Here is a 15,074-nt window from a genome sequence, read left to right on the forward strand (position 1 = left end):
TGGCCGCTCACGGATGGTGATCTTGCGCACGGATCGTGATCCAATAGGGCAATGCGCGAAAAAATCTTGCGCAGATTGTGATCCGCCCGTGTCTCGAAGGCGTAGATAAAGCATCGACGCCACATCGAAACCGGCGCGTTGCCATGTCGCCGGAACCTGTCGGGGAGACGTGAAATGCCGTTGGATGCACCACTGGACGCCAATTTCTCGCGCCGCGCCATGAAGGCCGAGTTGCTGGATGCCGAAACCGAATTGCGCCTTGCCTATGCATGGCGGGACGAACGGGACGAGGCTGCGCTGCACCGCCTAATCACGGCCTATATGCGTCTGGCGATTTCCATGGCCTCGAAATTCCGGCGCTATGGCGCGCCGATGAACGACCTGATCCAGGAAGCCGGACTGGGCCTGATGAAGGCCGCCGACAAGTTCGATCCCGACCGTGGCGTGCGGTTCTCGACCTATGCCGTGTGGTGGATCAAGGCGTCGATCCAGGATTACGTGATGCGCAACTGGTCGATGGTGCGGACCGGGTCGACATCGTCTCAAAAGGCGCTGTTCTTCAACCTGCGCCGCGTGCAGGCGCAGATCGAGCGCGAAGCCGCCAAGGAAGGCATCAGCCTCGACCAGCACCAGATGCGCCAGATGGTCTCGACCGAGATCGGCGTGCCGCTGCATGACGTGGAGATGATGGAAGGCCGTCTTTCCGGGTCCGACTTCTCGCTGAACGCGACCCAGTCCTCGGACGAGGAAGGCCGCGAGTGGATCGAGGCGCTGGAAGACGACAGAGCGCAGGCGAGCGACCTCGTCGAGGATCAGCACGATACCGAGCAGCTGCGCGGCTGGCTGCTGAGCGCGCTTCAGGACCTCAACGAGCGTGAACGGTTTATCGTGCGGGAACGCAAGCTGCGGGACGTGCCCCGGACGCTCGAAGACCTTGGTCAGGAGTTGGGCCTGTCAAAGGAACGCGTGCGCCAGCTTGAGGCCGCCGCCTTCGGCAAGATGCGCAAGAGCCTGGAGGCGCAGACGCCGGAAGTCCTCCAGTTCCTCCAGTGAGGCACCTTTTTCCTCGTGCAGGGGTCGCAACCTTGGTTGCGGCCCTTTTGCTGTCCGGGCCCGCGCTGGCGGATTTGCCCGAGGCCGCGATGTCGGCCGATGTCGTGATCCTCGGAGAGCGGCACAACACGCAAGCGCACCAGTCCTACCAGGCCCGCGCGATTGCGCAGCTGGCTCCGAAGGCGGTGGTCTTCGAGATGCTGACCCCGTTCGAGGCGCGTCGGATCAGTGCCCTGCGGGCCGCGGGCGAGTTGCGGAAGGCCATCGCGGATGGGGAGTTTCACTGGACCGATTTCATCGACTACCTGCCCCTGATCGAAGCGGCGGAGGCGGCGCGCATCATCGGGACCGCGATCCCGCGCGAGGACATGCGCCGGGCGTTCGGCGAGGGGGCGGCGGCGGAGTTCGGAGCCGATGCCGACGCCTACGGCCTGACGCGACCCCTACCGGACGACGAGCAAGAGGCGCGGGAAGAGGCGCAATTCGTGAACCATTGCGAGGCAATGCCGCGCGACATGATGGCGGGCATGGTGTCGGCGCAACGGCTGCGCGATGCCGTTTTTGCCCGCACCGTGGCCGAGGCGGTCGAAACCCATGGCACCCCGGTCGTTCTGGTCACCGGGTGGGGCCATGCGCGGCGCGATTACGGCGTGCCTGTCTACCTGTCCGCCGCGCGCCCCGACATCGGCGTTTACGTCGTGGGCTTGCAGGAGCGCGAGCCCGAGGACGGGCTTTTCGACCATGTCGTGGTGACCGCGCCCGAACCCGGTCGGGACGATCCCTGCGCCGCGTTCGCGGCCCGGACCGAGTGAGGCGCGACCTTGCACCTTGCCCGCGCGGTTCCTACACATCGACAAACGCAACCGGACGAGGCCGCCCATGCTGGCAGGCAAACGCATACTTCTGATCATCGGTGGAGGCATCGCCGCCTACAAGTCGCTGGACCTGATCCGGCGGCTGCGGGAGCGTGGCGCCACCGTCGTGCCCGTCATGACCGAGGCGGCGACCCAATTCGTCACACCCATGGCCGTGACGGCGCTGGCCGGTGAACCGGTGCACCGCGATCTGTTCGACCTCGGGACCGAGGCAGAGATGGGGCATATCCAGCTGTCACGCTCGGCCGACCTGCTGGTCGTGGCCCCGGCCACTGCGCACCTGATGGCGCGAATGGCGCAAGGATTGGCCGACGATCTGGCCACCACGCTACTTCTGGCAACCGACACGCCCGTCCTCGCCGCGCCCGCGATGAATGTGCGGATGTGGGAGCATCCGGCGACGCAGCGCAACCTTGCCGCGCTCGTTCAGGACGGCGTCAGCTTTGTCGGGCCGAATGACGGCGACATGGCGTGTGGCGAATACGGGCCGGGCCGCATGGCAGAGCCGCTCGAAATCGTCGACGCGATCACGGCGCGCCTTGCGGACGGGCCTCTGAAGGGAAAGCGGGTGCTCGTCACCTCGGGACCCACGCATGAACCGATCGACCCGGTGCGCTATATCGCCAACCGGTCGTCCGGCGCGCAGGGAACGGCCATCGCTTCGGCGCTTGCGGCGCTGGGCGCGGACGTCGTCTTCGTGACCGGCCCCGCGGACGTGCCGCCGCCCACGGGTGTCTCGGTTGTGAGGGTCGAGACCGCGCAGCAGATGCACGATGCCGTGCACGAGGCCCTGCCTTGCGATGCCGCCGTGTTCGCGGCTGCGGTGGCGGACTGGAAGGTCGACGGCGCGGGGGACAGCAAGATCAAGAAGGTCGCGGGCCAGTTGCCGACGCTGTCGTTCACCGAGAACCCCGACATCCTCGCCTCGGTCGCGCAGATGGACACGGGCCGCCCGCGCCTTGTCGTGGGATTCGCGGCAGAGACCGACGACGTGCTCGCGAACGCCACGGCCAAGCACGCGCGCAAGGGGTGCGACTGGTTGTTGGCCAACGATGTCCGGCCCGAGACGGGGATCATGGGCGGCGGCGAAAACGCCGTCCACCTTGTCACCGGCGACGGGGTCGAGGACTGGCCGCGCATGGCCAAGGCCGAGGTCGCCCGCAAGCTCGCCGCCCGCATGGCCGAGGCGCTGGCATGACGACGCCGCGGATCGAATTTGTCTGGGAAGAGGGTGCGGACCGCGCGGTTGCCCTGCCGGCTTACGAAACCATCGGGTCGGCGGGGGCCGATATCCGGGCCAACCTGCCGGATCGGGACGCGATCACGCTTGAACCGCTGGCGCGCGCGCTGGTGCCCACGGGGCTGCGCATCGCGATCCCCGAAGGGTTCGAGGTCCAGGTGAGGCCGCGCTCGGGCCTTGCGCTGAAACAGGGGCTGACCGTTCTGAACACGCCCGGCACCATCGACAGCGATTATCGCGGCCCGGTGGGCGTGATCCTCGTGAACCTCGGGGACGCGGCTGTCCGGGTCTCTCACGGTGACCGCATCGCGCAACTGGTTGTCGCGCCGGTCGTGCAGGCGGGCTTTGCCGAGGTCGCGGCCTTGGACGAAACCGCGCGCGGGGCGGGCGGGTTCGGCTCGACCGGGACGCGCTGATGCTGCTGGTTCTGGCCATCGCGGCGGCGCTTTGGGGCCTTGGCGCAGCGACGCAGGCGTCGCGCGGCGCGCGCCTTGCCATGATCGGTGTCCTGCTGGCCGGCGTGGTCCTGGCGCAGCTTGTCCTGCCCGATGGGCACCCGATCCGCGCCGCGACCGGAGGATCGGCCGCGCCGTGGCTGCTGCTGGCCGGGGCGGGCGTGCTGGTTTTCGGATATCGCCGGCTTCTGGGCGGGCTGCGGGCGCGGGTATCCGCGGCCGAGGCGCAGACCGAACCCGAGACGCCGGGCACGTTTTCCGGCACCGAACTTGACCGCTATGCCCGGCACATCGTTCTGCGCGATATCGGCGGGCCGGGCCAGCGCAAGCTGAAAGAGGCGCGGGTGCTGGTGGTCGGCGCGGGCGGGCTTGGCTCCCCGGCCCTGCAATACCTTGCGGCGGCCGGGGTCGGGACGCTGGGCGTGATCGACGGGGACAGCGTGGAAAACGCCAACCTGCAACGGCAGGTGATCCACATGGACAGCGCGATCGGCACGCCCAAGGTCTTCTCCGCCGCCGAAACCATCGCCGCCCAGAACCCGCACGTGACCGTCCGGCCCTATCACCGCGACCTGACCGACGACATCGCGGCAGAGCTGATCGCCGAGTACGACCTGGTGCTCGACGGGACGGACCGGACTGACACCCGGTACACGGTGAACCGTGCCTGCGTGGCGGCGGGCGTGCCGCTTGTCTCCGGCGCGCTGTCGCCTTGGGAAGGGCAGGTCAGCGTGTTCGACCCGGCCCGCGATGCACCGTGTTATGCCTGCCTCTTTCCCGATCCGCCGCCGCCGGGCCTGTCGCCGACCTGCGCCGAGGCGGGCGTGGCCGGCCCGCTGCCCGGCGTCGTGGGATCGATGATGGCGATCGAGGCGCTGAAGGTCCTGACCGGCGCGGGCACGCCGCTGCGCGGACGGCTGATGATCTATGACGCGCTGCATGGCGAGACGCGCATCGTGTCGGTGCCTCGTCGCGCCGATTGCGCGGTTTGCGGCGCAACCGATTGACCGCTGGCGGGTTTGCGGTTGACGCCGCCCGTGACGATACCACGTCATGCACAACACAGAAATGGAGCGCCCGGACATGACCAACTCGCTGCTTGCCCCGTGGGACACGCCTTTCAACGTGCCGCCCTTCGACCGGATCGACGACAGCGAGTTTGCCGAGGCGGTGGAGACCGGGCTGGCCGAACACCGGGCGGAAATCGATGCCATCGCGCAAAACCCCGACGCGCCCGATTTCGGCAACACGATCGGCGCGCTCGAAGCCTCAGGGCGTACGCTCGACCGCGTGCTGGGCGTGTTTTTCAACCTCGCCGGGTCGGACAGCAACGACACAAGGCAGGACCTGCAGCGCCGTTTCTCGCCCATGCTTGCGCGTCATTCCGCGGACATCACCGCCAACCGCGCGCTGTTCGACCGTATTCGCGCGGTGTGGGAGGGGCGGGACGAGGCCGACCTGACCGACGAACAGGCGCGGGTCCTGATGCTGACGCATCGCCGCTTCGTGCGCGCGGGCGCGGCGCTGGAAGGGGCCGATGCCGACCGGATGAAGGAGATCACCGCGCGGCTTGCCACGCTGGGGACCGAGTTCACGCAGAACCTTCTGAAGGACGAAGCCGACTGGGCGATGGACCTGTCCGAAGCCGACCTTGCGGGCCTGCCAGATTTCGTCGTCGATGCCGCGCGCGCCGCCGGGGCCGAACGCGGCGCGGAGGGCCCGGTGGTGACGCTCTCGCGGTCGCTGATCGTGCCGTTCCTGCAGTTTTCCCCGCGCCGCGACCTGCGCGAGAAGGCGTGGCGGGCCTGGACCGCGCGGGGCGCCAATGGCGGAGAGACCGACAACCGTGCCATCGCAACGGAAACCCTGCAATTGCGCGAGGAACGCGCGCGGCTTCTGGGATACGACACGTTCGCGGCGTTCAAGCTGGAAACCGAGATGGCGGGCACGCCGCAGGCGGTGCGCGACCTGCTGATGCAGGTCTGGACGCCCGCACGGCGGCAGGCAGAGGCCGACGCATGGGTCATCCAGCAGATGATGCAGGCCGACGGTCTGAACGGCGAACCCGAACCGTGGGACTGGCGGTATTACCAGGAAAAGCGGCGCAAGGCCGATCACGACCTCGATGAGGCGGAGCTGAAACCGTATTTCCAGCTCGACCGGATGATCGACGCGATGTTCGCATGCGCGCGGCGGCTTTTCGGCATCACCGCGCGTCCGCTCGATATCCCGCTTTATCACCCGGACGCGCGGGCGTGGGAGGTGTTGAAGGACGGCGAACACAAGGCGGTGTTCATCGGCGATTACTTCGCGCGCGGGTCGAAACGGTCGGGCGCGTGGTGCTCGGCTTTCCGGTCGCAGGCGAAGCACCCCGAACCGCAATCGCCCATCGTCGTGAATGTCTGCAACTTCGCCAAACCGCCCGAGGGCCAGCCCGCGCTGCTGAGTTACGACGACGCGCGGACGCTGTTCCACGAATTCGGGCACGCGCTGCACCAGATGCTGTCGGACGTGACCTACCCGTCGATCAGCGGCACCTCGGTGGCGCGCGATTTCGTGGAATTGCCCTCGCAGCTTTACGAACACTGGCTGGAAGTGCCCGAGGTGCTGCGCGAATTCGCCACCCATGCCCGCACGGGCGAGGCGATGCCGCGGGACCTTGTCGAAAAGGTGCGCGCGGCGGCGACCTTCGACATGGGGTTCCAGACGGTCGAATACGTGGCCTCGGCCCTTGTTGACCTTGCATTCCACGATGGCCCGGCGCCGAAGGATACCATGGCGCGGCAGGCCGAGGTGCTGGCAGAGATCGGGATGCCGAAGGCGATCACGATGCGCCACGCGACGCCGCATTTCGCGCATGTCTTCGCGGGCGACGGGTATTCAAGCGGCTATTACAGCTACATGTGGTCCGAGGTGATGGATGCCGATGCCTTCGCCGCCTTCGAAGAGGCGGGTGACGTGTTCGATTCGGCGCTGGCGGAAAAACTGGAAACGCATGTCCTGTCGGCAGGCGGGTCGCGCGACCCGGTCGAGCTTTATACCGCGTTTCGGGGCCGGATGCCCGGCGTCGAGGCGTTGCTGGAAGGCCGGGGCCTGACGACCTAGCCGCAGAAGATGCGGGTGACGGTGCCGTTGCCGGCAATCGCCTCCGCCGGGTTGTCCGTCGACACCACCACGTTCACGCGGGCGGGGGTGCGGCGCGGGTCGATGGTCTCGTTGGCGCCGTAGATCCGTGACAGCGAGGGCAGGGCCGCCGCCGTCACCGCGCTTGCCGGGCCTCCGACGAGGCCGGCGAATTGCCCGGCACCGCAGGTATCGACCGGGGCGGGCGCGGCCGCCGGGGCGGGTGCCCTGCGCGGTGCAGGGGCCGGACGGGGCGCGGGCGCGCGAACCGTGGCGGTTTTGGGTGCCGCGGCAACCCGTGGCGCGGGGGCAGCGGCAGGGGCCGACGCCGGAACGATCAGTTCGACCGCGTCATTGCCCTTGAAGCCTCCCGTCTGCTTCTTTGCGGGTGCGGGCGCAGGTTTCCCCGCCGCCTGTGCCGCGGCGAAGGTGCCCTCGCCGTAAAGCATCTCGTACGCCCCCTTGGACAATTCGACATCTCGCGTCACGGTGCCATTTCCAAGGCATCCTGCAAGGGCAAGACAGGCGAATACGGGGACCAGCGGCTTCATGGGCTCACCTCTAGGTGATGATGTTCTGCTCGCCTTCATGCGTAAATCTTGTGGCGATTCCGATCAAGGCTTTCTCACCGTGGAAAGTGCGGTATCGTCAGAATGGCTGGCGTTCCAGCACGTAGCCACGTTGTGACAGCTGGTTCAGCAACCCTGTCTCGCCGAACAGGTGCGCCGCGCCCGAGGCCACGACCAGCCGGTCTTCGGGTGCCGCCTCGATCACGTCGATCCACGCGAGGTTGCGAGTGTCGAGCAACATGCGCGACGCCGCCTCGGACGCGAGAAGAAGCTGGGTATCGCCCACCAGCGCGTCGTTTTTCGCGAGCGTCTTGGTGAATTCCCACAGGAAGGCGTGCTCCTCGTCGAAATACATCGCCTGAAGCGAGGCATGCACGTCTTCGACCTGGTCCTGTGCCGCGAGGCTCCATGCCAGAAGCGCGAGTTGCGCGTCCATTTCCATGCCCGAGATCATCTCCATCACGACGCGCGGAGATTCGAGCCCCGAGACGGGCACGCCTGCATCCCGCGCCGTCTGCTCGAGGATGGCGTCAAGCCCTCCCTCGTTCGCCTCCATCGCTGCCATGGCGCAGGGTGGCAGGGACAGGAGTGCAGAAAGGAACCACGGTTGCATCTTGGCGGCGATCGGCGCCGGCATTCCGCGTTCGGCCAACGCGGCGCGCAGGGCAAGCCACAGGTCCTCGCTCAGCGTGTCGGCAAGGGTCGGGCCGGTCTGATTGATGAACAAGGACGGGTCGGTCGCGATCTGCTGTTCGAACGCGTCCGATGCCTCGTCCGTCACCTCGACGAACAGCCGGTCGGCGGAGGTGACAACCGGCGCAAGGCGCGCGCTGATCGCCGCAAAGTTGGGGTGGTCGAAATGATAGGTGCCGATCAGGTGGATCTGCCGGTCGCCCCGTGTCGCCTGCCAGTGATTGCCGCGCGGAAAGGGCGTTGCGGCGACCGCCGCCTCGATGTCTGCCCGGACGTCCGGCGCCAGCGAGGGGCGCAAATCGGTGCCCGCGCATTGCGCGGCAGCCTGGGTGACAAGAAGGGTGAAAGCGGAGAAAAGGCTGATCAGGCGCATGGCCAACCGGTACCTGATCCTCTGCCCGCCGCAAAGCCCGATCCCGGCCCCCGCCTGCGTCAATTTTGACCATGGGGGCGTTGACACACGATTGCGTGACCCCTAAATGCGGCTCGTTAGCACTCGCCCCGAGTGAGTGCCAACAGCCCCGGTGCCGAAGCGCGGGCCGGGGACAAGGGAGACACTTTGAGCCAAGGAGCTTCAGAGCAATGGCATTCACACCGCTTCACGACCGGGTGCTTGTTCGTCGCGTGGAAAGTGACGAGAAAACCGCTGGCGGGCTGATCATCCCCGACAGCGCCAAGGAAAAGCCCGCAGAGGGTGTTGTTGTCGCAGTTGGCGCAGGCGCCAAGGACGACGATGGCGATCGCATCGCGATGGACGTCAAGGAGGGCGACAAAATCCTCTTCGGCAAATGGTCGGGCACCGAGGTGCAACTCGACGGTGAGGACCTCCTCATCATGAAAGAGTCCGACATCATGGGCATCATCGCCTGATCATCCGCAAGTCCGGTGGGTGCTGAACACCCGCCCCACAAATTCAAGGAGCTATTCGAATGGCTGCCAAGGACGTCAAATTCGACACCGATGCCCGCAATCGCATGCTGGCCGGCGTCAACATCCTCGCCGATGCCGTCAAGGTCACGCTGGGCCCCAAGGGCCGCAACGTGGTTCTGGACAAATCCTTCGGCGCACCGCGCATCACCAAGGACGGTGTGTCGGTCGCCAAGGAAATCGAGCTTGAGGACAAGTTCGAGAACATGGGCGCGCAAATGGTCAAGGAAGTGGCCCAGCGCACCAACGACGAAGCAGGTGACGGCACCACGACCGCAACCGTGCTGGCGCAAGCCATCGTCAAGGAAGGCATGAAAGCGGTTGCCGCTGGCATGAACCCGATGGACCTGAAACGCGGCATCGACATGGCGACCTCGAAGGTCGTGCAGGCGATCAAGGACGCGGCGCGCGAAGTCAAGGACAGCGACGAAGTCGCGCAAGTCGGCACCATCTCGGCCAACGGTGAAACCGAAATCGGCCGCCAGATCGCGGACGCGATGCAGAAAGTCGGCAATGACGGCGTCATCACGGTGGAAGAGAACAAGGGTCTCGAGACCGAAACCGACGTTGTCGAAGGCATGCAGTTCGACCGCGGCTACCTGTCGCCGTACTTCGTGACGAACGCCGACAAGATGACCACCGAGCTTGAAGACGTGATGATCCTGCTGCACGAGAAGAAACTCTCGTCGCTGCAGCCGATGGTCCCGCTGCTCGAGTCGGTGATCCAGTCGCAGAAACCCCTGCTGATCATCGCCGAGGACGTCGAAGGCGAAGCTCTGGCGACCCTCGTCGTCAACAAGCTGCGCGGCGGTCTGAAGATCGCGGCGGTCAAGGCACCGGGCTTCGGTGATCGCCGCAAGGCCATGCTGCAGGACATCGCGATCCTGACCGGCGGCCAGGTGATCTCGGAAGACCTCGGCATGAAGCTCGAAAACGTCACGATGGACATGCTGGGCACCGCCAAGCGCGTGTCGATCACCAAGGACGAGACCACCATCGTCGACGGTGCGGGCGAAAAGGCCGAGATCGAGGCACGTGTCAGCCAGATCCGCCAGCAGATCGAGGAAACCACCTCGGACTACGACCGCGAGAAGCTGCAGGAACGTGTTGCCAAGCTGGCGGGCGGCGTTGCCGTCATCCGCGTGGGCGGCATGACCGAAGTCGAAGTGAAAGAGCGCAAGGACCGCGTCGATGATGCGCTGAACGCAACCCGCGCAGCGGTGCAGGAAGGCGTGGTCGTGGGCGGCGGTGTTGCCCTCGTCCAGGGTGGCAAGGCGCTGGAAGGCATGGAAGGCGACAACGCCGACCAGAACGCCGGTATCGCGATCGTCCGCAAGGCCATCGAAGCGCCCCTGCGCCAGATCGCCGAGAACGCGGGCGTCGACGGTGCGGTCGTCGCGGGCAAGATCCGCGAATCGAACGACACCTCGTTCGGCTTCAACGCGCAGACCGAGGAGTACGGTGACCTGTTCAAGTTCGGCGTCATCGACCCGGCCAAGGTCGTCCGCACCGCGCTGGAAGACGCGGCCTCGGTTGCAGGCCTGCTGATCACCACCGAAGCAATGGTCGCCGACAAGCCCGAGAAGCCGGGCGCCGGCGGTGCCGGTGGCGGCATGCCCGACATGGGCGGCATGGGCGGCATGATGTAAGCTGCCCCGCTTGCGAAATTCGGAACGGGCCGCCTTCGGGCGGCCCTTTTCTTTTGCGCCGTCAAAAGCGCGTCCGGCTGGACAGCCCGGCATGGGCGGGCCATGACGTGGCGCATGCGCACCGTCCTTCTGACCGGCCTGACCATGATCGCCTTCGCGGCGAACTCGCTGCTGAACAGGGCGGCGCTGGCGGATGACCTGATCGATCCCATCGGGTTCGGCGTGATGCGCCTGATCGCGGGGACGCTGATGCTGGCGGTGTTGATCCTGCTCCGCCGCAAGGGTTGGGCCCTGTTCACCGGGGCGCGGATCGTCGGAGTGCTGTCGCTGTTCACCTATATCTTCGGCTTTTCGGTTGCCTATGTCAGCCTCGATGCCGGGTTTGGGGCGCTGATCCTGTTCGGCACCGTGCAGATCACGATGTTCGGAGCGGCGCTGGCGGGTCGCGAGCCTCTGCCGCCGCGGCGGATACTGGGTGCGGGTCTTGCGATGCTGGGGCTTGTCTGGCTGATGTGGCCGGGGGGCAGCGGTATCGGGGGTACAAGCCTGTTGCACGCCGGGATGATGGTCGCCGCCGGGATCGGGTGGGGCATCTATTCGCTGGTCGGGCGTATGGTACGCGACCCGCTGGGTGATACCGGTGCGAATTTCCTCGGGGCCGCGCTTCTGGCGCTGGCGCTTGTCCCGTTCCTGCCGGTTGCGCCCGACGCGATCATCGCCTCCCCAAACGGTATCTGGCTTGCCGTCGTGTCCGGTGCGCTGACATCGGGGCTGGGTTACGCGCTGTGGTACCATGTCCTGCCAAGGCTCGGGGCGGCCCGCGCGGCGCTGGCACAATTGACGGTGCCCGTCATCGCGCTTGTCGCGGGTGTCGTGTTTCTGGGGGAAAGCGTGACGTTGCCGCTCCTTGCCGCTGCCGCGCTTGTTCTGGCGGGCGTTGCCATGGGAATCCGCGATGCACGGCGCTGACAGGCCCTTCCACAAGCGCCACCATGTGCCTATGTCACGGCCATGCGCATCTGTCTTGCCATTATCCTCGCCCTGTTTCTGGCGACCCCGTCCATGGCCCAGCCCATGAAAGGCTGCGTCGTCCTTCTGCACGGGCTCGCCCGGACCGAGGCCTCGTTCGCGATCATGGAAAAGGCGCTTCTGGCCCGCGGGTACCAGGTTGTGCGGCACGGCTATCCCTCGACCGAGGCGGGCGCGGCGCGGCTTGCAACCGATACCCTGCCCGAGGCTCTGAACGCGTGCGAGGCGACGCCGATCCACTTCGTGACCCATTCGATGGGGGGTATCCTGCTGCGGCTCTACCTCGCCAAGACCCCGATCGAGGACCTTGGCCGCGTCGTCATGCTCGCCCCGCCGAATAACGGGTCCGAACTTGTGGATGCGCTGGGGGATCTCGCGCTGTTCCGCTTCCTGAACGGGCCCGCCGGGCAGGACATGGCGACCGACGGCGTGACCGAGGCGCTGCCGCCCGCCGATTTCGACCTTGGCGTGATCGCGGGCAACCGCTCGCTCAACCCCTATTTCTCCTCGCTCATTCCGGGGGAGGATGACGGCAAGGTCTCTGTCGCGTCGACCCGGCTGGAGGGGATGCGCGATCACCTCGTCCTGCCGGTGACCCACACGTTCATCATGGTCAGCCCGGTTGTGATCGTGCAGACGCTGCGGTTCCTGGAAACGGGCGCGTTCGACCGCGACCTTGACAGCTCGGACGCGGTGGCCGAACTGGCGGACCTTGCCGTGGACTGGGCCGAGGACGTGATCAGTGGCGATAAGACTGACGATTGAAGGCGCGCGCGTTCTGGCCCCGGACGGGTGGACCGACGCGCTCCATCTGGCCGACGGAGCCGTGGTCGATGCCGCGCAGCCGCGGCGGGTGCGGCTGGATGGCTGGCTGGTCCTGCCGGGCATCGTCGATCTTCATGGCGACGGGTTCGAACGCCACGTCGCCAAGCGGCGCGGCGCCCTGAAGGATTACACCAGCGGATTGCAGTCGATCGAGGCGGAGCTTGCCGCGAACGGCATCACCACCGCCTACCTGGCGCAGTTCTATTCGTGGGAAGGTGGCCTGCGCGGGCCGGAGGCGGCGGAGCGGCTGTGCGCCGGGTTAAGGGAATACCGGACGCAGGGCACCGACATGCGCGTTCAACTGCGTGTGGAATCCCACATGATCGACGCGTTTCCGGATATCCTCGCGCTGGTGGAGCGGTTCGGGGTGCCTTACGTCGTGATCAACGACCACCTGCCGCATGACGCGCTGGAGGCGGGCAAGCGCCCGCCACGGATCAACGGGCAGGCGCTGCGCGCGGGCACCGATCCCGAACGGTACCTGCAGCGGATGAAGGACCTGCATGCGCGGCGCGACGAGGTGCCGGACGCGGTCTCCTGCCTTGTGGAACAGCTGCACGCGCGACAGGTGCGGACCGGGTCGCATGACGATGCCGACGCGGCGGCCCGCCGGGCCGCGCGTGCGCTTGGCCTGCGGGTGTCGGAGTTTCCCGAAACAATGGATGCGGCGCAGGAAGCGCGGGGCGCCGGGGAAGGCACGATCCTCGGCGCGCCCAACGTGATGCGCGGGGGCAGTCACGCGGGCAAGGTGGCCGCCGAAGAGGTCATCGCAGCGGGGTTTTGCGATGCGCTGGCATCGGATTACTACTACCCCGCTCCGCGTCACGCGGCGTTGCGGCTGGCGGGGCAGGGCATGGTGCTGGACGAGGCGTGGCGGCTCGTGTCGGAGGGACCGGCGCGGCTTCTTGGTCTGCCGGATCGCGGCAGGCTTGCGCCGGGGTGCCGGGCGGATGTCGTGATCCTCGACCCCGCCGACGGGTCGGTCGGGGCGACCCTCTGTGCGGGCAGGGTGACCTACATGGCGGGGCCGGTGGCCGAGGCGCTGATCGCGGCCTAGCTAGCGCTGCAACTCCTTGGCCAGCCGCACGCAGTTTCGTCCATCCGCCTTCGCCTCGTACAGGGCTTCGTCGGCAGCGCTGATCAGGTCCTGCGGCAAGGGTCCGCATGTCGGGAAGACGGCGATGCCGGACGATACCGTGACCGTTGGCAGCGTGCCGCCGCCATAGCGCAGTTCGACCGCCTCGATCCCCGCGCGCAGCCGCTCTGCGGCGTCCTGCGCGGCCTCCAACCCGCCATGGGGGAGCAGCAGCGCGAATTCTTCCCCGCCGAACCGGCAGGGCACCTCTTCACCGGGAAACAGTTCGGACAATTGCTGGCCGATGGCGCGCAGCACCATGTCGCCGGCGTCGTGGCCGTGGTTGTCGTTGAACGACTTGAACTTGTCCGCGTCGAACGCGATCAGCGCGCATTCGTGACCCTTGCGGTCGGCATGCGCGATCGCGTTGCGCATCGCGTCGAGGAAATAGCGCCGGTTGTAAAGCCCCGTCAGCGGATCGCGGGTCGACTGGTCGCGCAACTCGTCGCGCAGTTTCACGTTGGCGATGGCGAGGCTGACATGCTCGCTCACCTGCATCGCGAAGGCGTGTTCATCGACCACGCCGCAATCGTCATCCATCGTGTCGAACCGGATATGCATCAGGCCCACCGTGTCGCCATGCGCGATGATCGGCAGGCACAGATAGGTGTCCGAGGGCGGTTCGAGGTGCTGGTCGCTCACGTGATCGCAGGTGAAGCTGATCGCGTCCTGCGCATAGGCATAGGCCCGGCCACGGCGCAGCGCCCAGCAACTGTCGGGCGCGATGTGGTCGTGCAGGGGCGCCTCACCCCACCCGCAGGCGCCATCCAGCACGTCGCGACTGTTGGAATAGACATACAACTCGCCCACCGATCCTTTCAGCGTCCGGTCCATGAAGGTGCGCACGATCAGGAACAGTTCGTCCAGCGATTTGCAGGTCTGAAGCCATTCATCCAGTTCGGCGATGATCTTCGCCTCTTTCTGGCGGGCCTGCTGCTCGGTCAATGCCGTGCGGGCCTGTTCGTGGGCGCGATCCGCCTGCCGCTTGGCAAGGGCCAGTTCCGCCTCGGCGCGCTTGGCCTTGGTGATGTCGGTGAAGGTCACAACGGAGCCGCCGCCGCGCACGGGGCGCACGTTGGTCGCGACCGTGCGGCCCGATGGCAGCTTGCGTTCGGCGGCAAAGGGCTTGCCGTCGGCAAACCGCGCTTCCGCCTCGTTTGCGCGTTCCGCCGTCATTTCGTTCCGTTCCACGGCGGCGGCGAGGAAATCGGAACGCCGCGTGCCAACCTTCAGGTCGGCTTTCGACAGTTCCAGCACCTCGAAGATGCGCGTGTTGTGCATCACGCATTCGCCGCTGCGCGACCACACGATGATGCCCTGCTCCATCGAATAGACGACTTCCTTGTTCCAGTCCGTCGTGTCCGTACCGCGCGCCGCCCTGGCGGATGTGCCGGGCGTGTCGGGAATCACCAGTTCCTCGACCGCGCTTGCCTGTTTCGTCATCTGCTGCCCCTGATCGGACTGCCCCAACCCACGGCGCGGACCATCGCGGGCAAGTGTT

At 66.8% G+C, this 15,074-nt stretch carries 14 protein-coding genes; 11 read left to right on the plus strand and 3 right to left on the minus strand.

Going from position 1 to position 15,074, the window contains the following annotated elements; all coding sequences use genetic code 11:
* Positions 1–174: 174 nt before the first annotated feature.
* The 6 genes from ATO11_RS06310 (at position 175) to ATO11_RS06335 (ending at position 6,728) form a co-directional block, all read left to right on the plus strand.
* Positions 175–1,053: an RNA polymerase factor sigma-32 gene (locus ATO11_RS06310; protein ID WP_050529967.1), complete on the plus strand. Its 879-nt coding sequence runs from the start codon at positions 175–177 to the stop codon at positions 1,051–1,053.
* Positions 1,054–1,085: 32 nt separating this feature from the next.
* Positions 1,086–1,865 (plus strand): ChaN family lipoprotein, encoded by a 780-nt coding sequence (locus ATO11_RS06315; protein ID WP_050529968.1) that lies wholly within the window; start codon positions 1,086–1,088, stop codon positions 1,863–1,865.
* 67 nt (positions 1,866–1,932) lie between these two features.
* A complete protein-coding gene (gene coaBC, locus ATO11_RS06320) occupies positions 1,933–3,126 on the plus strand; it encodes a bifunctional phosphopantothenoylcysteine decarboxylase/phosphopantothenate--cysteine ligase CoaBC (protein ID WP_050529969.1) in 1,194 nt (397 codons plus the stop codon).
* Positions 3,123–3,584, plus strand: a complete 462-nt coding sequence (gene dut, locus ATO11_RS06325) for a dUTP diphosphatase (RefSeq protein WP_050529970.1) — start codon at positions 3,123–3,125, stop codon at positions 3,582–3,584. The genes coaBC and dut overlap by 4 nt, the downstream gene beginning before the upstream one ends.
* Positions 3,584–4,630, plus strand: coding sequence for a HesA/MoeB/ThiF family protein (locus ATO11_RS06330; protein WP_050529971.1), 1,047 nt, complete (start codon positions 3,584–3,586; stop codon positions 4,628–4,630). Before dut ends, ATO11_RS06330 begins: the two co-directional genes overlap by 1 nt.
* 76 nt (positions 4,631–4,706) lie before the next feature.
* Positions 4,707–6,728, plus strand: coding sequence for a M3 family metallopeptidase (locus ATO11_RS06335; protein ID WP_050530067.1), 2,022 nt, complete (start codon positions 4,707–4,709; stop codon positions 6,726–6,728).
* Here ATO11_RS06335 and ATO11_RS22100 read toward each other — a convergent pair.
* Both ATO11_RS22100 and ATO11_RS06345 read right to left on the minus strand, forming a co-directional pair.
* On the minus strand, positions 6,725–7,297 hold the full coding sequence (locus ATO11_RS22100) for a hypothetical protein (RefSeq protein WP_050529972.1): 573 nt from the start codon (positions 7,295–7,297) through the stop codon (positions 6,725–6,727). The two genes, ATO11_RS06335 and ATO11_RS22100, sit on opposite strands and share 4 nt — an antisense overlap.
* A gap of 97 nt (positions 7,298–7,394) precedes the next feature.
* Entirely contained in the window at positions 7,395–8,381 is a 987-nt protein-coding gene (locus tag ATO11_RS06345) for a TraB/GumN family protein (RefSeq protein WP_050529973.1), read from the minus strand.
* 209 nt (positions 8,382–8,590) lie between these two features.
* Between ATO11_RS06345 and groES the strand changes: the two genes are divergently transcribed.
* The 5 genes from groES to ATO11_RS06370 all read left to right on the plus strand — a co-directional run bounded on the left by groES (position 8,591) and on the right by ATO11_RS06370 (position 13,495).
* Complete coding sequence (gene groES, locus ATO11_RS06350) at positions 8,591–8,878, plus strand: co-chaperone GroES (RefSeq protein WP_050529974.1); 288 nt, start codon at positions 8,591–8,593, stop codon at positions 8,876–8,878.
* A 59-nt stretch (positions 8,879–8,937) separates the two neighbouring features.
* Positions 8,938–10,584: a chaperonin GroEL gene (gene groL / locus ATO11_RS06355; protein WP_050529975.1), complete on the plus strand. Its 1,647-nt coding sequence runs from the start codon at positions 8,938–8,940 to the stop codon at positions 10,582–10,584.
* Between the two features lie 114 nt (positions 10,585–10,698).
* The gene (locus ATO11_RS06360; RefSeq protein WP_050530068.1) at positions 10,699–11,553 is read left to right on the plus strand and encodes a DMT family transporter; all 855 of its coding nucleotides are present in this window, start codon (positions 10,699–10,701) and stop codon (positions 11,551–11,553) included.
* Between the two features lie 42 nt (positions 11,554–11,595).
* Positions 11,596–12,378 carry an esterase/lipase family protein gene (locus tag ATO11_RS06365; RefSeq protein ID WP_110553584.1) on the plus strand — a complete coding sequence of 261 codons (783 nt, stop codon included), beginning with the start codon at positions 11,596–11,598 and terminating at the stop codon, positions 12,376–12,378.
* Positions 12,356–13,495, plus strand: coding sequence for an alpha-D-ribose 1-methylphosphonate 5-triphosphate diphosphatase (locus tag ATO11_RS06370; protein ID WP_050529976.1), 1,140 nt, complete (start codon positions 12,356–12,358; stop codon positions 13,493–13,495). Before ATO11_RS06365 ends, ATO11_RS06370 begins: the two co-directional genes overlap by 23 nt.
* Here ATO11_RS06370 and ATO11_RS06375 read toward each other — a convergent pair whose 3' ends face one another.
* Positions 13,496–15,016, minus strand: coding sequence for a sensor domain-containing diguanylate cyclase (locus ATO11_RS06375; RefSeq protein ID WP_134643072.1), 1,521 nt, complete (start codon positions 15,014–15,016; stop codon positions 13,496–13,498).
* Positions 15,017–15,074: the final 58 nt, after the last annotated feature.

The sequence above is a fragment of the Pseudaestuariivita atlantica genome (genome assembly GCF_001205715.1).
Classification (GTDB): Bacteria; Pseudomonadota; Alphaproteobacteria; order Rhodobacterales; family Rhodobacteraceae; genus Pseudaestuariivita; species Pseudaestuariivita atlantica.